The sequence below is a fragment of the Stenotrophomonas sp. STEN035 genome (assembly GCF_056759935.1).
Genome location: NZ_JBRRDY010000001.1, coordinates 239,184 through 262,684, shown reverse-complemented (window position 1 = coordinate 262,684; position 23,501 = coordinate 239,184). Strand labels below are relative to the sequence as shown.

Genomic DNA, 23,501 nt, shown 5'->3' with positions numbered 1-23,501 from the left:
GGGCGCTTTGGGGGGGCGGGTGGGCGCTCGCCGCGGGCGTGTCGGTTCGTTGCTGGTCCAACCCCTCCTCGACCCCCCCGCCCCACTACAGGAGCATGGGCTTTACTGACTCAACCCTCAGCAGCCACAAACCCGCCGGTCTGCCGTGCCCACAACCGCGCATACAGCCCACCGGCCGCAACCAGCTCGGCATGCGTGCCGGTCTCAACGATGCGGCCCTGATCCATCACCACCAACCGGTCCATACGCGCGATGGTCGACAGGCGATGGGCGATGGCGATGACGGTCTTGTCGCCCATCAGCTCATCCAGACTGTCCTGGATCGCTGCTTCCACTTCCGAATCCAACGCCGAAGTGGCCTCGTCGAGGATCAGTATCGGGGCGTCCTTCAACAATACCCGGGCGATGGCGATGCGCTGGCGCTGTCCGCCGGAAAGCTTCACCCCGCGTTCGCCAACATGCGCGTCATAGCCCTGCCGACCCTGCCCGTCCACCAGTGAATCGATGAAGCCTTCGGCGCGGGCCTTGGCCACGGCGGCGCGCAGCTGCTCCTCACTGGCATCCGGCCGGCCGTACAGCAGGTTGTCGCGGATCGAACGGTGCAGCAGCGAGGTGTCCTGGGTAACCACACCAATCTGTGCCCTCAGGCTGTCCTGGGTGACGTGGGCGATGTCCTGGCCATCAATCAGGATCTTGCCGCTCTCCAGGTCATATAGCCGCAGCAGCACATTGACCAGAGTCGACTTGCCAGCGCCCGAGGGGCCAACCAGACCGATCTTCTCACCTGGCTTCACCGCCAGGTTCAAACCAGCCATCACCCCGCCGCGCTTGCCGTAATGGAAGTGCACGTTCTGGAAATCCACCGCGCCGGCAGTGACAAGCAGCGGCTTGGCATCGGCCGCATCCTGCACGCTCAAGGGCTGGGCAATGGTTTCCATGCCATCCTGGACCGTGCCGATGTCCTCGAAGATGCCGTTGATGGTCCACATGATCCAGCCGGACATATTGTGGATGCGAATCACCAGGCCAGTGGCGAGGGTGATTGCGCCGACACTGATCAGGCTGTCCTGCCACAGCCACAGGGCCAGCCCGCAGGTGCCGACGATCAGGAAACCATTGAGGATGGCAATCACCATTTCCAGACCTGTGGTTATCCGGGTCTGCGCGCGGTGCTTCTCGGCCAGCTCCTGGATGGCCTCGGCGACGTAGCGCTGCTCATGACCGCTATGCGCGAACAACTTGAGCGTGGCGATATTGGTATAGCCATCGACGATACGGCCCATCGCCCGCGACCGTGCATCGGAGGCAATCCAGGCGCGATGCTTCATCCGCGGCACGAAGTACACACCGATGCCGACATAAGCCACCATCCAGATCGCCAGCGGCAGCATCAAGCGCCAATCCACCTGCGCGAACAGGTACAGCGCGGTGCCGGTATAGACCACGATGTACCACAGCGAATCCACCATCTGCACCGCGGACTCGCGCAGCGAGGTGCCAGTCTGCATCACCCGGTTGGCGACACTGCCGGCAAAATCATTCTGGAAGAAACTCAGGCTCTGCCGCACCACATGGTTGTGCATCAACCAACGCGAACGGTTGCTCAGCCCCGGCACAATCGACTGGTTGACCAGCAGGTTGTGCAGGGCTACCAGCAGCGGACGCGCAAGCAGAGTGATGCCAGCCATCCACAGCAGTTCGCTGGCGTGGCGCTGGAAGAAGCTGTTGCCCGAGCCATCGGCAAGCATGTCGACGATGCGGCCGAGGAAATCGAACATCGCCACTTCCACCAATGCCAGCAGCAGGCCGGCAACCAGCGTAGCCAGCAGCACCGGCCATACCGGGCGCAGGTAATGCAGGTAGAAGCGCACCACGCCGCGCGGCGGCGTACGGGTGTCGACCGGTGGGAAAACGGGAATCAGGGATTCGAACCAGCGCAGCATCGCCACGGCCTGTAAAACCAGAACAGGCCGCGATTGTCCCATCGCGGCCTGTGTTGTGTCTGTCTAGGCGATGTGGATCTGTCTGGTTGTGGGAGCGGCGTCAGCCCCGAGCCTGCCATACCTCCCCCAACCCTGATCAACTGCAAACTGATGATCTATCTGCTTCGCGGCTGACGCCGCTCCCACAAAACCCGTCAATCCGCCTTTGGCTTCAGCAGAAGATCCTGGAAGTCGAAGCTGAAATCGGTCAGCGAGGACACCGCCTGCATCCGCACCTCACGCACCTTGCCATCCGGGTCCAGGCTGAAGTTGACGAAAGCATCGGCGTTGAGCGAGCGGTTGTCCCAGCGCACGATGAAGGTGTCGTGCTGCCAATGCTCCATCGTGCCGACCAGATCGGCCGTCGCACCGAAACGCAGACGCAGCTTGCAACCCTGCCGCTCGACGAACACATCTCCGTACCAAGCGTCGCGATAAGTCCCCGCATAGCCGGACAGCGGCAGTGAGGGCTTGCTCTTGGCATCGCGTGCCGCCACATGCTTGTCCCAGCCCTCGTCAGCATTGCCCTGCGCCTTGGCCACGCCAGCGGCGTAAGCGGCAACCCAGTCATTGCCCTGCCCGCCGAGCATGGCATCAAGCACGCTCATGGTGATCGCATTGAAGGCCGCACCGGACTCCTGGTTGGTCAGCACCACCACACCCAGGTTCTGCTCCGGCACCAGGGTCAAACGCGACACCTGGCCCGGCCAGCCGCCGGTATGCCAGACCAGCTTCTGCCCGCGGTAGTCACTCAGGCTCCAGCCCTCGCCATAACCGGCGAAGTTCGGCCGGGCCGGTGCCAGCTCGGGCACAGAAGGCTTGGGCACTACCTGCGGGATCTGCATCTGCCACATCTGCTGCTGGGTCTTTTCGGTGAACAGCGGCGTGCCATCGGCGAGCTTGCCTTCGGCCAGCTGCACGTTCATCCACTTGGCCAGGTCATGCACGCTGGAATAGATGCCGCCGGCACCGGCGTTGTTGGACCAGGTCAGCGGCGGCACCGGCCGCAGGTCCTTGAAATCGAACTTGGCGTGGCCCACGGCGGCCTTGTCACCCGGCTGCAGATGATCGGCGTTGTAGCGGGTCTCGCTCATGCCAACCTTGTTGAAGATGCGCTGCTGCAGGAAGTCGGCGAATGACTGCCCGGACACCTTTTCGATCACCTGCTGGGCGACCGCATAAAGGATGTTGTCGTAGGCATAACGGTCACGGAAGCCGTTCTTCAACGGCACCTGCGCCAGTCGCGCGACTACCTCCGCATTGCTGTAGCGGGTGGTCGGCCAGAACAGCAGGTCGCCCGCGCCCAGGCTCAGCCCGCTGCGGTGCGAAAGCAGGTCGCGGATGCGCATTTCGCCGGTGACATAGGGATCGGACATGCGGAACGATGGCAGGTGATCGACCACGCGATCGTCCATTTTCAGCTTGCCCTCTTCGGCCAGCAGATTCAGCGAGGTTGCAGTGAACGCCTTGGTATTGGAAGCGATGGCGAACAAGGTATCGGCCTGCACCGGCTCGGGCTTGCCCAGTTCACGCAGGCCCCAGCCGCGTTCCAGGATCACCTTGCCGTCCTTGACCACGGCCACGGCCACGCCCGGCACATCGAACTGCTGGCGCACGCGCTCGACCGTGGCGTCCAACTGCTGCAGTTCCGTCGGCACTGCCTCCTGTGCGGAGGCCATCGGTGCCGCCACGCCCATCGCGAGCATCAGCCCGCCGCCCAACCAACTATTCAAAGTGCGCTCCTGTGTGGATCGATGCCAGCTCAACGCCGGCCTTCTCGCGATGGTAACGCGAGCGCGCCCACCCTCGCCTTTCCGCAACTGCCAGAACGCGACCATGGACCTCGCCGCCCGCACCACCGCCACCATCATCCCCTGCCTGCGTTACCGCGACGCGCCGGCCGCCATAGAGTGGCTGTGCACGGCCTTCGGTTTCCAGCGCCATGCGGTGTACCAGGACGGCGCGGTGGTTCACCACGCACAATTGGTGTTCGGCAATGGCATGGTCATGCTCGGCTCGGTGCAGCCCAGCGAATGGGGCAGCAACATGATCCAGCCCGACGAAATCGGCGGCATGGAGACGCAGAGTGCCTGCGTGATCGTCAGCGATGCCGACGCCCATTACGCGCAGGCCAAGGCCGCCGGCGCGGAGATCGTGATCGACATCGCCGACCAGGACTACGGCGGCCGCGGCTATGCCTGCCGCGATCCGGAGGGACACCTGTGGTGGTTCGGCAGTTACGACCCGTGGGCACCCAGCATGTAGTGCCGAGCCATGCTCGGCAGACGCATTCCACGTAGCGTCTGAGATTGCAGGTAAGGCCCCTGCCGAGCATGGCTCGGCACTACCTTGGGCGGTTACATTGTCGGCTTCGCGGCTTGCGCCGCTCCCACAAAACACCGGGGCATTGTCTTGAACGATCTGTTTGCCAGCACAGCGCATGCCCCCGGTGTGCATATCGGTATCGGCGGCTGGACCTATGTGCCATGGCGCGGAGGTACGTTCTATCCGGTCGGGCTGGTGCAGCGCCGTGAGCTGGAATTCGCCAGCCAGCAGCTGACCAGCATCGAGATCAACGGCACCTATTACGGCGCACAGAAGCCGCATATCTATGCCGCTTGGCGCGATGCCACGCCGGAGGGCTTCGTGTTTTCGGCCAAGGCGCCGAAACGCATTGTTACTGCACGCAAACTTGCCGCTACCGGTGGTCAGATCGAGGACTTCATCGACGGCATCAGCCATCTCAGCGATCGCCTCGGGCCGCTGCTATGGCAGTTCGAAGCTGGCCGCACGCTGGACCGCGAGGATCTCGCGGCATTCCTGCAATTACTGCCACAGCAGATCAACGGCCGCCGCCAGCGCCATGCCCTGGAAGTTCGCGATCCGGGCTGCTTCGATGCCGAGCTGGTGGCGCTGATCCGCCAGCACGGCATCGCACTGGTCCATACCGACTCGGCCGCCTATCCCAACGCTGCCGATCTGTCCGCCGACTTCATCTATGCGCGCTTGATGGGCAGCCGCGACGAACACGCTACCGGCTACCCGGCCAGTGAACTCGAACAATGGGCTGGCCGCATCCGCCGCTGGCGCAAGGGCGAGGACGTGTCCGAGCTGCCGCATCTGGCCGCGCCGGTTGCGGCCGGCGCACCGCGCGAGGTCTTCCTGTACTTCATCAGTGCCGCCAAGCACCGCAACCCGTCAGCAGCCCGCGAACTGCAGCGCTTGGTCGATACAAACTGAAGCCGGCAGCACGGCGCTGCCGATCCGCATCGGCGACAATATACCGATGCCTACCGACGACACCCGCAAAGCCCTGTTGCAGATCCATTTCTGCGTTCTGCTATGGGGCATCACCGCCATTCTTGGCAAATTGATCACCCTGCCCGCGTTGCCACTGGTGTGGTGGCGGATGTTGCTGGTGGTGGCGATGCTGGCGCTGCTGCCGCGCGTGTGGCGCGGCCTGTCGGGCTTGAACCTGCGGCTGGTGCTGGGCTACGCCGGTATCGGCGCGCTGGTGGCGCTGCACTGGCTCACCTTCTATGGCGCGGTGAAGCTGGCCAATGCCTCGGTTACCGCGACCTGCATCGCGCTGGCGCCGGTGTTCACCGCCATCATTGAACCGTGGATTGCGCGCCGTCCGTTCCAGATGCGCGAGTTGGCGCTGGGCGTGGTGGTGCTGCCAGGTGTCGCACTGGTGGTCGGCGGCGTGCCTGACGGCATGCGCCTGGGCGTGGCGGTAGGGGCTGCTTCCGCATTGTTGGTGGCACTGTTTGGCTCACTCAACAAGCGCATGGTCGGCCACGCCGATCCGCTGACCGTCACTGCAGTGGAGTTGGGCGCAGGCACCTTGACCCTGACCCTGTTGGCTCCGGCACTGCCGTTCCTGCTGCCCGCCTTGGCCAGCGATCTATGGGTGCTGCCCAACCTGCACGACGGCTTGTTGCTGCTCGCCCTGTCCGGCCTGTGCACGCTGCTGCCGTTTGCCTTGGCACTGGTCGCGCTAAGGCACTTGAGCGCCTACACCACGCAGTTGGTAACCAATCTGGAACCGGTCTACGCGATCGTGCTGGCGATGCTGTTCCTTGGCGAACAGCATGAGCTGACGCCGCAGTTCTATCTGGGTGTGGCGATCATTCTCGGTGGTGTGTTCCTGCACCCGCTGCTGAACCGTCTGCGGCCGGCGGCGGCAAGTGCCGGCCAGGCCTGATTGGCGACCGCTGTGTAACCCGGGTAAGCGCTGCGCACCCGGGGCTTACCCTGAAAAGGAGTCGTCAGGGGCGGAATCCTGATGGAGTTGCGGTTGCCCTCAGCGCGTCATTCCCGCGAAGGCGGGAATCGCTCCTGCTTCGGCTTCCGTTTCTGCTCTTGCCCCTGTTCTGCTTCGTCTCGTCTCGCACCGTTGTTGTAGACAGCGCCAAGACAAAGCACGAGCAAAGGCAAGTGCCAGAGCGATTCCCGCCTTCGCGGGAATGACGAGCAAGGACCAAGAGCGGAAAAGCCAAACTCCAAGCCAAAGCCAAGACCAAGATCAAAGCCAAAGCCGAAGCCAAAGCCAAGCCAAGCCAAAACAAAAACAAAAACCAACACCAACACCAACACCAACACCAACACCCCTGTGTCGGATGAAAGAAGTCCCTCCTTTGGAAGGCGACACCTGCGCTGCTCCCGGCTTCCCGGGCGCGTTGCGTTTACCCGGACTACGGAGCTGCGAGACCCTGACTCAGCTCGCCACAACCACCCGATCACGGCCCTCGGCCTTGGCCTGGTAGAGCGCGGCATCAGCACGGCGCAGGGTTTCGCCCGGGGCTTCACCGGCGCGGTGGACGGCCAGGCCGATGCTCACCGAAATCGGCAGGCCAATCGGCAGCAAGCCCACCGATTCGCGCAGGTATTCGCATTGCAGTTCGGCTTGTTGCAGCGGCGTATCCGGCATCAGGATGACGAACTCTTCACCGCCGTAGCGGGCGGCCATGCCGCGTGCGGCAAACTGCGACTTCAGCACGCTGGACAGCTCAACCAGCACCCGATCGCCTTCGGTATGGCCATGGATGTCGTTGACCATCTTGAAGTGGTCAATATCAACGATGGCCACTGCCGGCGGCACTTCACCGCCACGTCCATCGCTTCCGAAAGCGCAGCAGACAGAGCGCGGCGATTCGGCAGACCGGTCAGCGGATCGGTGCGGGTCTGCTCGGACAACTCCAGGTTTGCCTGCTCCAGCTGCTGGTAGTACTCGAGCAGATGCGCCTCGTACCAATCGTGCTCAGCCTGATAGTGATCAATCTCGATCCGCAGCAGACGCATCTCCATCATCCTGCTGACCTGCCGCGACAGCGCGCGCAACGCCTCGGCCTGCGGTGTACCGAGGGTGGCAGGCACCGAATCGAACACGCACAGCGAGCCCAGCGCATAGCCATCGCTACTGAGCAATGGCGCGCCAGCGTAGAAGCGGATATGCGGATCACCAAGCACCGATGGATTGCCGCTGAAACGCTGATCCTGGCGGGCATCGGCCACCACGGTCAGCTCCTGCGGCCTGAGGATGGTGTGGGCGCAGAAGGCCTCGTCACGCGGGGTCTGCTCACCGTCCAGGCCCTGCAGGGCCTTGAACCATTGGCGGTCGCGATCAATCAGCGTCACCGCTCCCATCGGCGTGCCGCAGATGGTGCGGGCGATGGTCACCAGATCATCGAACTCCTGTTCGCGTGCGGTATCCAGCACCCGGTAGCGCTGCAGCGCGGCAATACGTTCGGCTTCATTGGCAGGCAATGCGGGCTTGATCATGCACGGATCCAAAGCGGCAGGATGGAGGCGCAGCAGAGTCTAGCCGCTCACCGCGCAAGCCGCGGTGAGCGTGTCACATTTCACCATTGCTGCTGTTGCGGCAGCAGTCCGCGCAGTTCCTGCTCGCTCAGGTTGCGCCATTGCCCTGGCTTGAGCGCACCGATCTTGACGTTATCGATGCGCACCCGGCGCAGCTGGTTGACGCGGTAGCCGAACTCGGACGCCATCAGGCGGATCTGCCGGTTCAAGCCCTGCTCCAGAATGATACGGAAGCCGTACTTGCCGATGCGGCTGGTGCGGCAGGGCAAGGTCGTCTCGTTGCGGATGCGTACGCCGCGCGCCATGCCACGCAGGAACTCGTCGGTGACCGGCTTGTTGACCGCCACCAGATACTCCTTCTGGTGGCCGTTCTCTGCACGCAGGATCTGGTTGACGATGTCGCCGTTGCTGGTGAGCAGGATCAGCCCTTCCGAATCCTTGTCCAGGCGACCGATCGGGAAGATGCGCTGCTCGTGGCCAACGAACTCGATGATGTTGTCCTTGACCGCACTCTCGGTAGTGCAGGTGATGCCCACCGGCTTGTTCAGCACGATATAGACATGGCGGCGGCCAGTACTCTTCTGCACCGCGCGCGCGCGCAGCGGCTGGCCGTCGACCTTTACCTCGTCGCCCTCGCCCACCACCGCACCGGTACCGGCAACGATGCCGTTGACGGTGACACGACGGGAGGCGAGCAGGCGGTCGGCCTCGCGGCGCGAACAGAAGCCGGTTTCGGCAATGTGCTTGTTGATTCGAATTGTCATGCGCCAATTATCCGCCATCGCCCGCGGCCGGAACAGCGCGGCCGGATTCCGTTGTTCAGGGCACTTCCTGAATATCGCGCGCGTCCACCACCTGGTCACGGCCACTTCGTTTGGCCTGGTACATGGCGTTGTCGGCCCGCCGCAGCAACCCGGCCACGTCATTGTCGCGGTACTGCAGCTCGGCCAGACCAATGCTGGCGGTGACCACCAGGCCATCGTGCTTGAGCCCCCGCGCCTGTACGGTGACCTTCTCACGCAGCTGCTCAAGCCGCGGCCGCGCCGCATCAGCGCGGATCCCGGGTAGCAGGATCAGGAACTCTTCACCACCCATCCGGATCACGTCACTGCGGCTGCGTACGCCGGTCAACAGTGTTCCGGCCACCGATACCAGCACCTCATCGCCCCCATCGTGGCCATAACGGTCATTGATCTGTTTGAACAGGTCGATATCCAGAAAACCAATCGACAGCGGCTGCCCGGCCGCCTTGGCCTCGCGCAGGTAGTGCTCCAGCTGGCGCAGGCCGGCGCGTCGATTGGGCAGGCCGGTCAAAGTGTCGGTGTCAGCCAGCTCACGCATCTCGTCGCGCTGCTGACGCAATTGGCTGAGACTGCGGTTGAGCGAATACGCAGCCATCATCAGGAACCAGGTTACCGATACCTGGATCGCCTCAACCCGGAATTCCACCAGCAGGCGGTTGTCCATCAGGTCCGCCAGCGCCATCACCAGCAATGGAATCACCGCCACCAAGCCATCCAACGCTTGGAAATAGCCGCGCCGCAAAGCGACGATGGCAATGCCTACCGAGGCCAGGCAGATCAGCGTGAACAGATCATCCAACGTGCCTCCCATCCACGCCAGCAGCGGCCAGGGCATCAACGGCGCGGCCAACGCGACCAGTGCCAACACGATCATCAGCACCTGCATCCAGCGCCGCGAGCCACGCATCACCCAGCGGCCACCGCACATGCGCCAAAGCACCCAGCCCATCACTGCATAGCTGAGTGCGGATACCGACACCATCCACACCGGCGCGTGCCCGCCCACCGGCAGCCACGGCTCGGGATAACCGCTGAGTCCGCTCAACACTGCCTGCCACACCACCAACAGCGCGCAAACCAAGGTATAGATCAGGAAATCACGCCCTCGGGTGGTGGCAAAACCCATCAATGCAGACAACGCCAAGGCCAGCGCAATCGCCACACACGCGGTACGTACCACCAGCCGCAGGGTGTCCTGCTGTTGCAACGGGCTGGGCGCGCCGACGTGCACGGTGGGAATCCAGCGTGGCTTCAGTGGCGACTCCCAGGCCACCCGGATTGGCTCGACCGTGCCCTGTTTGGGCACGACTACCAGACCTACGCCCGCGCGGAAACGCGAGTCGCGAGTGCGGGCGTCCTGCATGTCACCGCAGACCTGTCGCTCACCGTGCACAATCATCACTTCACCGGCAAAGACGTTGAACACGCCCACGCCCTGCGGCGCCCCTGACCAACCGCCTTCGGGAGCGGGAATTTCAATCGCCGGACGCATCCGCGCCAAGGCTTCAACGCTGCAGGCACGCAAGGGCGCCTGCTCCGCGGTTGCGGCGCCGGTTATCAAAAAATCACGGTCAACCTGCAGCGGCTGAGCAGCGCCCAGCACCGGCCACAATGTGAAGAACATCGATAGCAACAGGAGCACGGCCCAGTCACGCCTTACCCTGCCAGCACCTGCCCCTCCCCCTTCTGCCATGAGCTTCCCTCTCGCGTTCCCCGACGCGGATGGGCGGCATTATCGCAATAACCCGACGCCAGCAGTACGTGAAGGCGATCGCGGCTTGCACTTGTCGCCCCGCTCTGTCCTGGCAGGCCGACAAACGGTCAAAACAGACAACCCCGGCAATGCCGGGGTTGTCTGGTCACACATTGGACTGGTTGGATCAGTAGTTGCGCGGGCCGCGCGGCTTGAAGCCACCCGGACGCGAACCACCAGGACCACCCGGGCCGCCCGGACGCGGGCCGCGCGGGCCACCCGGACGTGGACCACCCGGCTTGCCGTCACCCTTGTCGAAGCGCGGCTTGAACGACGGCGCAGGAGTGCCGTGGTCCTCCCCCGCCTCTACCTTGCGCATCTGCAACTGCTGGCCCGACACCCACACCTTCTTCAGGTGCTGCAGCACGTCGGTCGGCATATCGGCCGGCAGATCCAGCACCGAGTGACCGTCATGGATGTCGATGCGGCCGATGAAGCGGCTTTCCAGACCGGCTTCGTTGGCAATCGCGCCGACGATATTGGCCGGCTTCACACCATGGGTGTGGCCGACTTCAATGCGGTAGGTCTCCATGCCGAATTCCGGCGCGCTGCGCGGCGGCATCTCGCGACGCGGACGCGACTCGAAATCACCCTCGCCACGCGGCGGACGCGGTGCGCGCTCGCCGTCGTCATGGCGCGGTGCACGCTCGAAACGCGGCTCGAAACGGGCCGGGCGATCACCACGGTCGGCACGCTCATCACGGCGATGGAAACCGCCGTCACGCGCAGGACGCTCGCTACGCTCGAACGACTGCTCGCGGCGCTCACGCACCGGCGGGGTCAGCAGGAACGGCGAATCACCCTGCAGCAGCTTGGCCAGCGCTGCAGCGATATCAATAGCCGGCACGTTGTGCTCGCCTTCGTAGCGCTGCAGCAGGTCACGGTAGAAATCCATGTCGCCGGCAGCCAGGGTCTGGCTGATGCGCTCCATGAACTTGGTCACGCGGTGGTCGTTGACCGCATCTACCGTTGGCAGCTGCATTTCTTCGATCGGCTGGCGGGTAGCGCGCTCGATCTGGCGCAGCATGCCCTTCTCGCGCGGGGTGACGAACAGGATCGCCTCACCGCTGCGGCCGGCACGGCCGGTACGGCCAATACGGTGCACATAGCTTTCGGTGTCGTACGGGATGTCGTAGTTCAGCACGTGGCTGATGCGCTCCACGTCCAGACCACGGGCGGCCACGTCGGTGGCAACCAGGATGTCGAGCTTGCCTTCCTTCAGCATGGCGATGGTGCGCTCACGCTGGGCCTGCTGCATGTCGCCATTGATGGCGGCAGCGGCCAGACCACGCGCCTGCAACTTGCTGGCAAGCTCCTCGGTGCCGGCCTTGGTGCGCGCGAAGATGATCATCGCGTCGAAGGGCTCCACTTCCAGGATGCGGGTCAGCGCATCCAGCTTGTGCATGCCAGCCACCCACCAGTAACGCTGGCGGATATTGGCCGAGGTGGTGGTCTTGGACTGGATGGTCACTTCCACCGGCTCACGCAGGTAGGTCTGCGCGATGCGGCGGATCTGCTGCGGCATGGTGGCCGAGAACAGCGCGACCTGACGGGTTTCCGGCAGCTTCTTGAGCACGGCTTCGACGTCGTCGATGAAGCCCATGCGCAGCATTTCATCGGCTTCGTCGAGCACCAGCGTCTTCAGCTCGGACAGATCCAGGGTGCCGCGATCAAGGTGATCGATCACGCGGCCCGGGGTGCCAACCACGACGTGCACGCCGCGGCGCAGGGCCTGCAGCTGCTGTGCATACGGCTGGCCGCCGTACACCGGCAACACGCGGAAGCCCGGCATCGACGCCGAATAGGTCTGGAACGCCTCGGCGACCTGGATGGCCAGCTCGCGGGTCGGGGCCAGCACCAGCACCTGCGGCTTGGTGGCGGAAAGATTGATGTTGGACAGCACCGGCAGCGCGAAGGCGCCGGTCTTGCCGGTGCCGGTCTGCGCCTGGCCGAGCACGTCGCGGCCTTCCAGCATTGCCGGAATGGTGGCAGCCTGGATCGGCGACGGGGTCTCGTAACCGACTTCGGCCACTGCCTTCATCACAGGCTCGGATAGGCCGAGATCTGCAAACAGCAGCGGCGCGGGGGTATCTTGGGACATGGTAACTCCGGGGGCACCGCCGCGAACGGGCGGGCGAAAAGACGCATATTGTGCGCTCTAAACAGCTCTGCTGTCGCGCATGGCTTGATTTGCGTTCAGCTTACGAACACAACCGGCCGCCGCTTGGCCCCTGTTGGAGCACCCGCACGGGTCGCCGATGACGCACAATAGCACTCGTTTTTATCCGTGAACACCATGCAGACCATCGAATTTGAACTTGACCGCGATTACGTGGAACTGAAGCAGCTGCTGAAACTGGCCGATCTGGTCACCAGCGGCGGCGAGGCAAAAATGATCATTGCCGACGGCCAGGTCACCGTGGATGGCGTGGTGGAGCTGCGCAAAGCCTGCAAAATCCGCGGCGGCCAGCAGGTGGTACTGGGCGATGTCTGCATCAACGTGCTCGCCGATCCGGATCCGAATCGCGCCGACGAAGACGACGAAGACGAAGACGAGTGATGTAGTGCCGAGCCATGCTCGGCAGGGGGTTTGCTCCCAGACCATCAGCATTTCGGGAGTTGTAGGAGCGGCGTAAGCCGCGAAGCTCACACCCGATCCGGCATCGCCCCCTCGCCTGCCACATGCACCGGCTTCGCGGCTTACGCCGCTCCTACAAACCCGCGAGCCCTTGCTACGCGCGCGCCTGGGTCAGATGCCCGGCGATCAACTTCCTGAACGGAACCACGCCCTGGGCGGCCCGCAAGGCCGCGCCGCGCAGCAAGCGCGCCGGCAACCGGCTGTCGTTATAGAGCCCGGCAATGGCGTTCGTGGCCTCGTACAGCGGCCGCGTCGCCAGTCGATGGCCGCGCTGGTAACTGGCCAGCAGCCCGTCCGCACCGATATCGCCGCCGCCGCGAACCGCATCCAGCAGCAACCGCGCCAGTCGCTGCTGGCTGTGCAGGCCAAAATTGAAGCCGTGCGCAGTGACCGGATGCATGCCGACCGCCGCATCGCCGATCAAGGCATAGCGCTTGCCGACGAAGCGGTGCGCATACACCCCTACCAGCGGATAGGCATGGCGCGTCCCCACCGGGATCATGGCGCCCAGGCGATGCTCAAAGAAGCCGCTGACGGTGCGGCCAAAGTCAGCCTCATCCAGTGCCAGCAACTGCTGCAGCTGCTGCGGCGGCATGGTGATCACCGCCGAGGCCTGGTTGCCCGACAAGGGCAGCATGGCCAAGGTCCGCTCGTAGCCGAACCACTCCCAGGCCGCGTGCTCATGCGACCGCTCGCACTGCATACGGCAGACCAGCATGGATTTGCCGAAGTCACGCATCTGCGCACCGATGCCCATCATCCGCCGCGTCGCCGAGAAGCGGCTGTCGGCAGCGACCACCAGCCGCGCGCCGAGCTGACTACCGTCACTCAAGCTCACCGTGCTGTACGCCTCACAGGCATCGATTGCAGTGACCGAGCGCCCATCCAACAACTCAAGCCCAGCCTGGCCCTGCACCGCTTCCCAGGCCGCACGCCGGATCAGGTGATTGGGAATCAGCCAGCCCAGCTCATCGACGCCCTCACCCTGCGCGGCAAAGCCCAAGGCAAACGGCGAGCTGCCATTCATTACCTTGGCGCTGCGCAACGGCGAGATCTCGCCCGGATCGATGCGCTGCCACAGGCCCATGTTGCGCATGATCTGCCGCGAAGCATGGGTCAGCGCGATTTCGCGGCCGTCGAAGGCCGGCTCGGCAAGCGCCGCCAGCGACTGTTGCTCGACCAGCGCCAGCGACAGACCACTGCCAGCCAAGCTACGGGCCAGACTCAAGCCGGCCGGGCCGGCGCCCACCACCACCACATCCACCTTGCGCATGTGCCGCTCCGTTATGCCTACCGCAGGCAGCCTAAGCAGGCTGCCGTAAGGATTCATTGATCCAGATCAGCTACCCGGCAATCAGCGCGCAAACACGACGGGCGCCCTGCGGCGCCCGTGTGCGATGCCAGCGATGTGATGACGCTTAGTTGGCCGAGGCCGCGCGCACGCTATAGCCGGAGGCGCGCCACACCTTGTCCTCGTCCAGACGGAACGAGACCAGTTCACGTACCGGCTGCGCATTATTGGCAAAGCGCGTAGGGAAACTGACGTTCAAATAGATGCCTTCCGGCACCGAGGCACCCGCCGGGTACTGCACGCGGGTGATCGATGGCTTGCCACGCGACACCAAGGCACCGAGCTTGGTGCGATCAGCGTTGACGTTGTTGGCGAATACCTCTCGGGTCACCGCTTTGCGCGCCACCGCCGAGGCACCGTCCCAGACCGAGCCGGCCTGCTGGCTGTCCACCAACTGCGCCACACGCTGGGCGGCAGCGGTCATCTCCGCGTCCTGCTTGGCCACCTGCGCCTGCTGCGCCGCATTGAGCGCGGGCGCCGGCCGTGCAGTGGCAGTGGCCGCTGCGGGTGCCGCCGGCGTCGCAGCCCGCGCCGGAGCCGGAGTTCGACTCACCGCGGGAGCGGGAGCGGCGGCGGGCGCCTGCGCAAACGCGCCGGCAGCCGGCAGGGCCAAGGACAACACCATCAACAAACAACTGGATCGCATAGCTCTCTCCACGACGCTTTCAGTTGAACGGAACGCTAATCCAACCACGGTTTGTGGCGTTCCGCACCCTCCACCTGTTCATTTCCGTGTGCCGGGTGCCCCCACCTGCGCGCCGACGGCTGGCGCAGTAGCTACAGCCGGCGCGGTCACCGTTGCCGCAGCGCCGGTCGGGATGGAGGTCGGCATCGGCTCCAGCATGGCGGTGTCGATCTCCGACAGCGGACTTTCCTCGGGGCAGACCTCATCCGGAAAACCAAACTGCTCCTTCAACGCCTGACCACAGCTGTTCACCGCTTCCAGTCCTGCGCCCACCGTCTTGCAGTCGCGGTCGAAGGCGATCAGGAACGCATCCTTGCGACGCACGAAATCATCGCCGCATTTGCGCATCTGCTTGATGCGCTCCAGATCGTCCTGCACTGCGTTGGTACCGTCCAGCCCGTACTGCTTGAGCTCCTCACTGGTCAGCACCCGCAGGCTGCGGTTGGGCACGGTCATCATCAGGTCGGCCACGCCCACCGCCACGCCGTTGCGCTGCAGGTAGTCCTTCACGTTGTCGTAGACCTCGTGCAGCTCCTTGTTCAACTCCGCGCGCGAACTGGCGCTGGAGCTGATCCGCATCATCCGGTGGATGCCAACCTTGCCCGAGATCAAGCGGTTGTCGCCCGCCGCCAGCACGAACACGCAGGCACTGTGGCAGACCGAACCTTCGCGCACCCAGATGGTCCAGCCAGACTCGCCGATGCTGTCACCGGCAACGATGGCTGCTTCGACCTGACCGCCACTGGAATCCAGATCGAGGATACGCCGGCTGATCTTCATCGCGTCGGCCACTACCGCCAGCCGCGTCACCATCGCTGCGAACGAGGGATTGATCTTGCCGGCATAGCGCACCCGCAGCAGGCCACGCTCTTTGCAGGGCTCCAAGGCTGCATCCATGCTGGCGCGGTCAAACGCGATCAGCTCGGTGCCATCGCCATTTTCGCCGGCATAGTCGGTGCCACAACTGACCCAGGCCTTGCCGTTTTCCAGCACCAGCTCGGGCCAGGGCTTGTCTTTGGCCGGCAATACCGGTGCAGGCGGGATTGGCGCATCAGCAGCATTGATCGACACCATGTGGTCGCCATCGGCGGCCAGTGCCGTAGCTGGGTCGGCCACCGGCTTTTTTTCGCCGGTCTGCGGATTGCAGGCCAACAGCCCGATGCACAACAACGGCGACCACCAGAACTTGGGCAACATGGAGAGCAATCAGGTCCGTACTACGGCGCAACCGCGCCAGGAAGGTGGACAGTCTAGTGCGCAACACCCTCCCTGCTGCAACGCCCGGTGAATCAACACAGCGTCGCGCGCATTGATGTCCGAAAATGGCCAGTACCGGCCGCCGGCTGCGCCTAGACTGGGCCCATGCAAAACCTCCTGATGCCCGCCCACGTGCAATGCGAACAAGCCCGCCTGGCGCGTGATGCGCGCTTTGACGGCCTGTTCTTCACCGCCGTGCGCAGCACCGGCATCTATTGCCGGCCGGTGTGCCCGGCACCGCCTCCCAAGCCCGAGAACGTCAGCTATTACCCCAGCGCCGCTGCGGCCAGCGCCGCCGGTTACCGGCCCTGCCTGCGTTGCCGCCCCGAGCTGTCGCCGGATGACGCCAATCTGCTGCAGGACCAGACCCTGCATCAGGCATTGGCCTTACTCAACGAAGGCATCCTTCAGGAGCAGCCGGCCAGCACCCTGGCCGAAGCGATGGGGGTCAGCGCGCGTCAGCTGCAGCGTCTGTTCGTGGCCAAACTTGGCGCCACGCCGGCACAGCTGCACACCACCCGCCGCCTGTTGCTGGCCAAGCAGCTGCTGACCGAAACCGCGCTGCCGGTAACCCAGGTCGCACTGGCCGCCGGCTTCAACAGCCTGCGCCGCTTCAACAGCGCCTTCCTCGAAGGCTGCGGGATGCCGCCTAGCGCGCTGCGCAAGCAGCATGGCGCGGTGCCAGGCGGCGAGCCTGTATTGCGCCTGGCCTACCGGCCGCCGTTGAACTTCCCGTTGATGCTGGCCTTCCTGCGCCGCCGCTCGCTGCCGGGCATCGAGTGCATCGACGAGAGCAGCTACCAGCGCGTGGTCCTCGCCAATGGCGTTGCCAGCCTGATCCGGGTCACTGCCGATCCCAAGCGGCCAGAACTGCGCCTGCAACTGGGCACCACCGATCCACGCGCCATTCCTGCCATCGTCGCCAAGGTGCGCAGGGTATTCGACCTGGATGCCGACCTGCGTACCGTCCATGCCACCTTGGGCCAGGAACCCCTGCTCGCGCGCGGCATCGCCGAGCGGCCGGGCCTGCGCATTCCCGGCGGCTGGGACGGCTTTGAAGTCGCGGCACGCGCCGTGCTCGGCCAGCAGGTCAGCGTTGCCGCTGCCACCACGCTGGCGCGGCGCCTGGTCGATCGCTTCGGCGAGCACCTGCCCGGCATGCCCGAAGGCCTGGACCGACAGTTCCCGGCACCGGCAATCCTGGTCGAGGCACCGCTGGAGAGCATCGGCTTGCCGCGCACCCGTGCCGCCACCCTGCGCGCAATCGCCCGCGCCTGCGCCGAAGGCAGACTGGATTTCAGCCGCGCACAAACGCTGGAGAACTTCGTGCAGAAGGCCACCGCCCTGCCCGGTATCGGCCCATGGACCGCGCATTACATGGCACTGCGGGCGATGGGGCTTCCCGATGCCTTCCCTGCCGGCGACCTGGTGCTGCAGCAGGTACTGGGCGAAGGCCAACGCCTGAGCGAGCGCGAAACCGAACGTCGCTCCCAGCTGTGGCGGCCATGGCGCGCCTATGCGGTGCTGCATCTGTGGCACCTGGCAGTGCCAACCGAACGAAAGAATTCCAAGGCTGCTACGGAGGCCAGCGCATGAACACCCTCTATTACGACCGTTTCGACAGCCCCATCGGTGCACTGACCGTCGCCGTCGACCAAGTCGGCGTACGCCACATCCTGTTCGCCGAGAACCGCCACGACGCCAAGGGCCGCGAGCAGTGGCGGCGTGATCCTGATGCGGTCGCCGAGCCACGCCGACAGTTACTGGAATATCTGCGCGGTGAGCGCCACGAGTTCCAGCTGGAGCTTGCGCCGGTCGGCACCGAGTTCCAGTTGCAGGTCTGGCACACGCTGGCACAGATTCCATTCGGCGCAACCTGGAGCTACCGGCAACTGGCCGAACGCATCGGCCGGCCCACCGCGACGCGCGCAGTCGGTGCTGCCAATGGCCGCAATCCATTGCCGATCGTGCTGCCCTGCCACCGGGTGATCGGCAACAACGGCGCGCTGACCGGCTTCGGTGGCGGACTACCGACCAAGGCGGCGCTGCTGAAGCTGGAGGGCGTTGCCAGCGAAGGCGAGCGTGTGGCGGATCTGTTTGCCTGAGTCGTCCGATTGCCCGGGAGCAGCTTGCCTCCCGGGGCTACAGGGTCGATCAGCCCCAAGCAACATGCCGAAGGTTGTATTTGTACGGTCACCGGCCCGGCCTATCATTGCAGCATGACTTTTCTACGCATTTCGGCCACTGCACTGGCCTGCGCGCTGCTCGCTGCTTGCGCCAGCACATCCTCGCCCACCACCGCTCCGGAAGTACCGCCGACCGTATTGATGATTTCCATCGACGGCCTGCGCGCGGACAAGCTCAGCGAAGCAGACAGTCCCAACCTGATGCGTCTGGCCCGTGAAGGCGTACGCAGCGTCGGCATGCGCCCGTCCTACCCAGCCCTCACCTTCCCCAACCACTACACCCTGGTCACCGGCCTGCGCCCAGACCATCACGGTCTGGTGCACAACGCGATGAGCGCCGATGCGCTTGGCGAGTTCAAGGTCAGCGATCGCTCCGCCGTGCAGAACGCGGCCTGGTGGGACGGCGGCGAGCCGATCTGGGTCAGCGTACGCAAGGCTGGATTCAAGAGTGCCACCTGGTCCTGGCCCGGCAGCGAGGCGCCGGTGCGCGGACTGCATGCCAATCAATGGCACATGTACGACGAGAGCGTGCCGCTGTCCGAGCGCATGCACCAGGTCCTGGCATGGCTGCACGGCGCGCCGGACGCGATCAAGCCGCGCTTTGTTGCCGCTTACATGGAGCACGTGGACAAGGCCGGGCATGAGCACGGCCCGGATTCGCCTGAGTACAAAGCCGCATTGCAGCAGGTTGATGCTGCCGTCGGCCAGCTGGTCGACGGCATGCGCCGCGACGGTCTGCTCGACGACACCAACGTGATCGTCGTTTCCGATCACGGCATGGCAACGGTCAAGTTCGGCAACGCGGTTGCCATCGAAGACATGGTGCCTGCGGATATCGCCAAGGTGGTGTCGGTCGGCCAGTCGGTGGGTTTCGCGCCATTGCCGGGTAAACAGGCCGAGGCGGAGAAGGCATTGCTCGGTGAGCATGCGCACTACCAGTGCTGGAACAAGGCGCAGTTGCCCACTCGCTGGCACTACGGTAGCAACCCGCGCATACCGGCCATCGTCTGCCAGATGCAGGAGGGCTGGGATGCAATAACCCGGGACAGCATCGCCAAACGCCCGCCTGGTGATCGTGGTTCGCATGGCTACGACCCTGCACTGCCGTCGATGCAGGCGGTGTTCGTCGCACGTGGCCCTGCCTTCGCGCAGGGCAAGCAACTCACCGCCTTCGACAACGTCGACGTCTATCCACTACTTACCCGCCTGATCGGCATCCCGGCACAGCCCAACGATGGTGACCCGCATGCGCTAGACCAAGCGCTACGCCAATCGAAGTGAGGCAGCCCGGGTATAGTGCAGCGCCCCCGGGGACAAGGCCCACCAAAACAACAGGCACAAAAAAAGCGGCGCAATGCGCCGCTTTTCTGTAACCACTGCCTGGCTGGATCAGCCGGCCTTGGCGACGGTCTTCTTGGCAACAGCCTTCTTGGCGGCAGCCTTGGCGACGGTCTTCTTGGCGACCGGCGCAGCAGCGCCCACGGCCACCTTGCTCACGTGCGAGCGCGAATTGCCATAGCTGGCGTTGTAGCGCTTGCCCTTGGCGGTCTTACGGTCACCCTTACCCATGTCGTCAACTCCTTGGTTTGTAATCAGTTACCCCGTGCAAGCACGGGTTTGGCGAGGCCACAACAAGCGCCCTCGCGCATGGACAGGAAGCCTACCATGCGCCCCTCAATGTGCGCAGCTGGCGTCGTGCACATGCACATGGTTCAAGCGCAGGTTGACCACATGTGCCAAGCCCACCAGCACACCGCCCAAGGTCATCACCACGGCGTGCGGAACCTGCGAATGATGCAGTTCCGTGTGCAGCAGACCGGCCCACAACAGCAATAGACCTGGCACCAGCAGCAACAAAGCCATCAGCGCGCGATGCCGCAGATAGCCCCAGATCAGACTGAACAGACCCAGCACGGTTACGAAGATCACGATGCTGGCTTCCACCCCATCACTGAGCCAGAACGACAGCCCCAGCGCCGGTGCCACCGCCAGCAAGGCCGGCAGCAGCGCGCAATGCACCGCACAGATCAGGGAACCGGTCGCGCCAAAGCGATCGAGGAACTTGCGTAGTCCAGTAGGTGGGGTGGGCATGACTTCCAGCAGGGGCGACGGAACGTTATGGAATAATATAACATTATTGTCCTCCCCGCCCTAACCGCCTGCGCCAGCCTACTGCCGCCTTCGGTTCAGACTGCTTCCCAAGTGATACACAGTAACAAAGGAATCCTCATGCCCTTCCCCCGTCGCACCCAGCATCACCTGCTGTTCCTCGCCCTTGCCGCCGCCCTGCCTGCCGTCGCCAGTGCCGCCGATGACGACGCCGGGCAGAGCCATCATCTGACCGAACTGACCGCGGTAAAGGTCACTGCCTCGCCGTTGCAGGGCTCGGCCGAGTCACTGGCCCGTCCGGTCGAGGTACTGGCCGGCACCGATCTGGACGAACACAAGGCCGGCACCCTCGGCGACACCGTCGCCAAGCTGCCCGGCGTGCAAAGCACGTTCTTTGGACCCGGCGTGGGCCGCCCGATCATCCGTGGCCAGGAGGGCCCACGCGTAGCCGTGGTCGCCAATGGCATCGGCAACATGGATGCTTCCACGGTAAGTGCCGATCACGCATCGAGCATCGAGCCGTTCCTGGCCGACCAGATCGAAGTATTGAAAGGCCCGGCCACCCTGCTGTTCGGCAGCGGCGCGATTGGCGGTGCGGTGAACGTGGTCGACGGCCGCATCGCCAGCGACGTACCGGACCGCCCACTGAGCGGCCGCGCCGAGCTGCGTGGCAACTCGGTCAACCAGGAGCGCAGCGGCATGTTCCGCCTGGACGGCGTGAGCGGCGGTAATGTTGTGTTGCATGTCGATGGTCTGGTACGCAACGGCGATGACTATCGCATTCCCGGCTATGCAATCGACCCACACGCACTGGATGCCGATGGCCACGACGACCATGCTGACCTGGAAGGCGAACTCGGCCCGCGCGGTCGCCTTGAGAACAGCTCCACCCGCACCCGCGCCGGTGGCGTAGGTGCCACCTGGCTGGGCGACAAGGCCTTCCTCGGCGCTTCGCTGAGCACCTACCGCAGCAACTACGGCATTCCCAATGGCGCCCATGTACATGCTGACGATGATCACGGTCACGACCATGACGACCATGACCACGCAGAAGAGGAAGGCGGCGAGCACGACGTGCGCATCGACATGGTGCAGAACCGGTTTGAACTGAAGGGAGGCCTGTACAACCCGACCTCGTTCCTGAAGAGCCTGACCCTGCATGGTGGCTACACCGATTACGAGCACACCGAGCTCGAAGCCGGCACGCCTTCCACCCGCTTCACCAACAAGGGTTTCGAGGGCCGCCTGGAAGCCGTGCAGCAGCCGCTGGCCGGCTGGGACGGCGCATTCGGCCTGCAGTTCGGCAGCAGCGACTTCGGCGCCATCGGCGAAGAAGCCTTTGTACCGGGCACCACTACCGACACCATTGGCGCATTCGTCCTGCAGGAAAAGCAGTTCGGCCCATTCAAGCTGGAACTGGGTGCACGCCATGACCAGGTCAAGCTGGACCCGAATGACGCCCAGCGCAGCCGCAGCTTTGGTGCCACCAACCTCTCGGCGTCAGGCATCTGGGCCTTGAACGACACCTTCGACCTGCGCTTCGGCGTGGACGCCTCCGAGCGTGCACCGACCAACGAAGAGCTGTATGCCGCCGGCGCCCACATCGCCACCCGCTCGCTGGAAATCGGCAACGCCAACATGGACACCGAGCGCGGCCGCCGCATGGAGCTGGGCCTGCACGCGCACAACGAGCGCATCGACGTACAGGCTGCGATCTACCAGACCAAGTTCAAGGACTTCATCTACCTGGCAGATACCGGCGTGGTCGAAGGCGGCCTGCCGGTGCGTGCATGGACGCAGAACGACGCAACGTTCAAGGGCGCCGAGGCGGAGGCTACCTGGCACATGCTGGAGAACGTGGCTGGCGATTGGGACCTGCGGGTTTTTGGGGACTACGTGAAGGCGGAACTGGACGGTAGTGGCACCCGCAGCGTTGCCATCGCCGTGCCGCACGGCGATCACGCCCACAACTACAACGTCGAGCTGGCCAATGGCGGCTACCTGCCACGCATCGCACCAGCCCGCGTCGGTGCTGATCTGCATTGGTCGCTGGGTGGTTGGCGTGCCTCGCTGGGCGCGGTGCGCTATGGCAGCCAGAAGGATGTCGCCGTGAACGAAGAAGCCAGTGCCGGTTACACGCTGGTGGATGCACACGTGGCGTACCGCTGGGATCGCAATGGCAGCAACAGCTACGAAGTGTTCCTCGATGGCAGCAACCTGACCAATCGTGAGGCACGTCCGCATACTTCGTTGCTGCGGGATTACTCGCCGCTGCCGGGCCGTGGCGTGGCGTTTGGTATTCGCGCCTGGTTCTAAAGGTTCAATGCAGGCAGTGGAATGAGCTGTTGCTTTGAACTGTTGCTTTGAGCTGTTGCTTTGAGCTGTTGCTTTGAGCTGTTGCTTTGAGCTTTGAGCTTTGGCTTTGGCTCCTGCTCCTGTCTTTCCCCTCTCCCGCTTGCGGGAGAGGGGTAGGGGTGAGGGCAAGCTTCTGCTCCTGCATTTAGTTCTGCTTCTGCTTTTTGCTCTCCTGCTTGGCAACCCAAGCAAACATAAAAACCACCGTCAGGTGGTTTTTATGTTTGTGCAGAACCCCTGCTTTGGTAACCCACTCAGATAGAGCCAAATCAAGAGCCCCCCATCCACCCTCCGGGCACCTTCCCCCGCAAGCGGGAGAAGGGAAAACAGCAGCAACAGCAACAGCCAAACCAAAGCCAAAGCCAAACCAAAGCCAAACCAAAGCCAGAGCCAGAGCCAGAGCCAAGGCCACAGCCACAGCCACAGCCAAAGCCAAAGCAACAGCCAAAGCCAAAGCAACAGCCGCAACCACTACCAAGGCTAAGCGCACAAAGCGCCAGAGTCGCCAGGATCCAGCCCTCGCAATTACGTGCATATACACATAAACTCCCGCCCATCG

20 protein-coding genes and 1 pseudogene are annotated in these 23,501 nt (G+C 64.2%); 8 read left to right on the top strand and 13 right to left on the bottom strand.

Going from position 1 to position 23,501, the window contains the following annotated elements; genetic code table 11:
• Positions 1 to 110: 110 nt before the first annotated feature.
• A complete protein-coding gene (locus ACVOLL_RS01120; protein ID WP_481511180.1) occupies positions 111 to 1,943 on the bottom strand; it encodes an ABC transporter ATP-binding protein in 1,833 nt (610 codons plus the stop codon).
• 194 nt (positions 1,944 to 2,137) lie between these two features.
• Entirely contained in the window at positions 2,138 to 3,715 is a 1,578-nt protein-coding gene (locus ACVOLL_RS01115; protein ID WP_481511179.1) for a serine hydrolase, read from the bottom strand.
• A gap of 103 nt (positions 3,716 to 3,818) precedes the next feature.
• Between ACVOLL_RS01115 and ACVOLL_RS01110 the strand changes: the two genes are divergently transcribed.
• From ACVOLL_RS01110 to ACVOLL_RS01100, 3 genes are all read left to right on the top strand, one after another.
• Entirely contained in the window at positions 3,819 to 4,247 is a 429-nt protein-coding gene (locus ACVOLL_RS01110; RefSeq protein ID WP_481511178.1) for a VOC family protein, read from the top strand.
• A 147-nt stretch (positions 4,248 to 4,394) separates the two neighbouring features.
• Positions 4,395 to 5,222, top strand: a complete 828-nt coding sequence (locus ACVOLL_RS01105) for a DUF72 domain-containing protein (protein ID WP_481511177.1) — start codon at positions 4,395 to 4,397, stop codon at positions 5,220 to 5,222.
• 46 nt (positions 5,223 to 5,268) lie between these two features.
• On the top strand, positions 5,269 to 6,189 hold the full coding sequence (locus tag ACVOLL_RS01100; protein ID WP_481511176.1) for a DMT family transporter: 921 nt from the start codon (positions 5,269 to 5,271) through the stop codon (positions 6,187 to 6,189).
• Between the two features lie 107 nt (positions 6,190 to 6,296).
• Here ACVOLL_RS01100 and ACVOLL_RS01095 read toward each other — a convergent pair whose 3' ends face one another.
• The 5 genes and pseudogenes from ACVOLL_RS01095 to ACVOLL_RS01075 form a co-directional block, all read right to left on the bottom strand.
• Complete coding sequence (locus ACVOLL_RS01095; RefSeq protein ID WP_481511175.1) at positions 6,297 to 6,587, bottom strand: hypothetical protein; 291 nt, start codon at positions 6,585 to 6,587, stop codon at positions 6,297 to 6,299.
• Positions 6,588 to 6,702: 115 nt separating this feature from the next.
• A pseudogene (locus ACVOLL_RS01090) lies at positions 6,703 to 7,766 on the bottom strand (sensor domain-containing diguanylate cyclase).
• A gap of 80 nt (positions 7,767 to 7,846) precedes the next feature.
• Positions 7,847 to 8,569 (bottom strand): pseudouridine synthase, encoded by a 723-nt coding sequence (locus ACVOLL_RS01085; protein ID WP_481511174.1) that lies wholly within the window; start codon positions 8,567 to 8,569, stop codon positions 7,847 to 7,849.
• Between the two features lie 55 nt (positions 8,570 to 8,624).
• Positions 8,625 to 10,250: a sensor domain-containing diguanylate cyclase gene (locus ACVOLL_RS01080; RefSeq protein ID WP_481511173.1), complete on the bottom strand. Its 1,626-nt coding sequence runs from the start codon at positions 10,248 to 10,250 to the stop codon at positions 8,625 to 8,627.
• Between the two features lie 238 nt (positions 10,251 to 10,488).
• Positions 10,489 to 12,462: a DEAD/DEAH box helicase gene (locus tag ACVOLL_RS01075; protein ID WP_481511172.1), complete on the bottom strand. Its 1,974-nt coding sequence runs from the start codon at positions 12,460 to 12,462 to the stop codon at positions 10,489 to 10,491.
• 195 nt (positions 12,463 to 12,657) lie between these two features.
• Between ACVOLL_RS01075 and ACVOLL_RS01070 the strand changes: the two genes are divergently transcribed.
• Positions 12,658 to 12,921, top strand: coding sequence for an RNA-binding S4 domain-containing protein (locus tag ACVOLL_RS01070; protein WP_481511171.1), 264 nt, complete (start codon positions 12,658 to 12,660; stop codon positions 12,919 to 12,921).
• Positions 12,922 to 13,093: 172 nt separating this feature from the next.
• Here the strand turns inward: ACVOLL_RS01070 and ubiM are convergent, their stop codons facing one another.
• The 3 genes from ubiM to ACVOLL_RS01055 form a co-directional block, all read right to left on the bottom strand.
• Positions 13,094 to 14,272 carry a 5-demethoxyubiquinol-8 5-hydroxylase UbiM gene (gene ubiM, locus ACVOLL_RS01065; RefSeq protein ID WP_481511170.1) on the bottom strand — a complete coding sequence of 393 codons (1,179 nt, stop codon included), beginning with the start codon at positions 14,270 to 14,272 and terminating at the stop codon, positions 13,094 to 13,096.
• A 145-nt stretch (positions 14,273 to 14,417) separates the two neighbouring features.
• Positions 14,418 to 14,996: a DUF4019 domain-containing protein gene (locus ACVOLL_RS01060; protein ID WP_481511169.1), complete on the bottom strand. Its 579-nt coding sequence runs from the start codon at positions 14,994 to 14,996 to the stop codon at positions 14,418 to 14,420.
• A 78-nt stretch (positions 14,997 to 15,074) separates the two neighbouring features.
• Complete coding sequence (locus ACVOLL_RS01055) at positions 15,075 to 16,232, bottom strand: COG3904 family protein (protein ID WP_481511168.1); 1,158 nt, start codon at positions 16,230 to 16,232, stop codon at positions 15,075 to 15,077.
• 165 nt (positions 16,233 to 16,397) lie between these two features.
• Between ACVOLL_RS01055 and ACVOLL_RS01050 the strand changes: the two genes are divergently transcribed.
• The 3 genes from ACVOLL_RS01050 to ACVOLL_RS01040 all read left to right on the top strand — a co-directional run bounded on the left by ACVOLL_RS01050 (position 16,398) and on the right by ACVOLL_RS01040 (position 19,759).
• The gene (locus ACVOLL_RS01050; protein WP_481511167.1) at positions 16,398 to 17,888 is read left to right on the top strand and encodes a DNA-3-methyladenine glycosylase 2 family protein; all 1,491 of its coding nucleotides are present in this window, start codon (positions 16,398 to 16,400) and stop codon (positions 17,886 to 17,888) included.
• On the top strand, positions 17,885 to 18,397 hold the full coding sequence (locus ACVOLL_RS01045; RefSeq protein WP_481511166.1) for a methylated-DNA--[protein]-cysteine S-methyltransferase: 513 nt from the start codon (positions 17,885 to 17,887) through the stop codon (positions 18,395 to 18,397). The genes ACVOLL_RS01050 and ACVOLL_RS01045 overlap by 4 nt, the downstream gene beginning before the upstream one ends.
• A 114-nt stretch (positions 18,398 to 18,511) precedes the next feature.
• The gene (locus ACVOLL_RS01040; protein WP_481511165.1) at positions 18,512 to 19,759 is read left to right on the top strand and encodes an alkaline phosphatase family protein; all 1,248 of its coding nucleotides are present in this window, start codon (positions 18,512 to 18,514) and stop codon (positions 19,757 to 19,759) included.
• Between the two features lie 108 nt (positions 19,760 to 19,867).
• Here the strand turns inward: ACVOLL_RS01040 and ACVOLL_RS01035 are convergent, their stop codons facing one another.
• Both ACVOLL_RS01035 and ACVOLL_RS01030 read right to left on the bottom strand, forming a co-directional pair.
• Positions 19,868 to 20,047 (bottom strand): 30S ribosomal protein THX, encoded by a 180-nt coding sequence (locus ACVOLL_RS01035; RefSeq protein ID WP_481511164.1) that lies wholly within the window; start codon positions 20,045 to 20,047, stop codon positions 19,868 to 19,870.
• A 105-nt stretch (positions 20,048 to 20,152) separates the two neighbouring features.
• Positions 20,153 to 20,569 (bottom strand): MerC domain-containing protein, encoded by a 417-nt coding sequence (locus tag ACVOLL_RS01030; RefSeq protein WP_481511163.1) that lies wholly within the window; start codon positions 20,567 to 20,569, stop codon positions 20,153 to 20,155.
• A gap of 138 nt (positions 20,570 to 20,707) precedes the next feature.
• On the opposite strand from ACVOLL_RS01030, the gene ACVOLL_RS01025 reads away from it, so the two are divergent.
• The gene (locus ACVOLL_RS01025; RefSeq protein ID WP_481511162.1) at positions 20,708 to 22,903 is read left to right on the top strand and encodes a TonB-dependent receptor; all 2,196 of its coding nucleotides are present in this window, start codon (positions 20,708 to 20,710) and stop codon (positions 22,901 to 22,903) included.
• 184 nt (positions 22,904 to 23,087) lie between these two features.
• On the opposite strand, the gene ACVOLL_RS01020 is transcribed toward ACVOLL_RS01025, so the two are convergent.
• Positions 23,088 to 23,483 (bottom strand): hypothetical protein, encoded by a 396-nt coding sequence (locus tag ACVOLL_RS01020; protein ID WP_481511161.1) that lies wholly within the window; start codon positions 23,481 to 23,483, stop codon positions 23,088 to 23,090.
• Positions 23,484 to 23,501 lie beyond the last annotated feature (18 nt).

Bases quoted from the DNA above. Each gene is read 5' to 3' on its own strand.
- ACVOLL_RS01120 (WP_481511180.1), bottom strand. From the start codon at position 1,943: ATGCTGCGCTGGTTCGAATCCCTGATTCCCGTTTTCCCACCGGTCGAC.
- ACVOLL_RS01110 (WP_481511178.1), top strand. From the start codon at position 3,819: ATGGACCTCGCCGCCCGCACCACCGCCACCATCATCCCCTGCCTGCGT.
- ACVOLL_RS01100 (WP_481511176.1), top strand. From the start codon at position 5,269: ATGCCTACCGACGACACCCGCAAAGCCCTGTTGCAGATCCATTTCTGC.
- ACVOLL_RS01085 (WP_481511174.1), bottom strand. From the start codon at position 8,569: ATGACAATTCGAATCAACAAGCACATTGCCGAAACCGGCTTCTGTTCG.
- ACVOLL_RS01075 (WP_481511172.1), bottom strand. From the start codon at position 12,462: ATGTCCCAAGATACCCCCGCGCCGCTGCTGTTTGCAGATCTCGGCCTA.
- ACVOLL_RS01070 (WP_481511171.1), top strand. From the start codon at position 12,658: ATGCAGACCATCGAATTTGAACTTGACCGCGATTACGTGGAACTGAAG.
- ubiM (WP_481511170.1), bottom strand. From the start codon at position 14,272: ATGCGCAAGGTGGATGTGGTGGTGGTGGGCGCCGGCCCGGCCGGCTTG.
- ACVOLL_RS01060 (WP_481511169.1), bottom strand. From the start codon at position 14,996: ATGCGATCCAGTTGTTTGTTGATGGTGTTGTCCTTGGCCCTGCCGGCT.
- ACVOLL_RS01055 (WP_481511168.1), bottom strand. From the start codon at position 16,232: ATGTTGCCCAAGTTCTGGTGGTCGCCGTTGTTGTGCATCGGGCTGTTG.
- ACVOLL_RS01050 (WP_481511167.1), top strand. From the start codon at position 16,398: ATGCAAAACCTCCTGATGCCCGCCCACGTGCAATGCGAACAAGCCCGC.
- ACVOLL_RS01045 (WP_481511166.1), top strand. From the start codon at position 17,885: ATGAACACCCTCTATTACGACCGTTTCGACAGCCCCATCGGTGCACTG.
- ACVOLL_RS01040 (WP_481511165.1), top strand. From the start codon at position 18,512: ATGACTTTTCTACGCATTTCGGCCACTGCACTGGCCTGCGCGCTGCTC.
- ACVOLL_RS01035 (WP_481511164.1), bottom strand. From the start codon at position 20,047: ATGGGTAAGGGTGACCGTAAGACCGCCAAGGGCAAGCGCTACAACGCC.
- ACVOLL_RS01030 (WP_481511163.1), bottom strand. From the start codon at position 20,569: ATGCCCACCCCACCTACTGGACTACGCAAGTTCCTCGATCGCTTTGGC.
- ACVOLL_RS01025 (WP_481511162.1), top strand. From the start codon at position 20,708: ATGCCCTTCCCCCGTCGCACCCAGCATCACCTGCTGTTCCTCGCCCTT.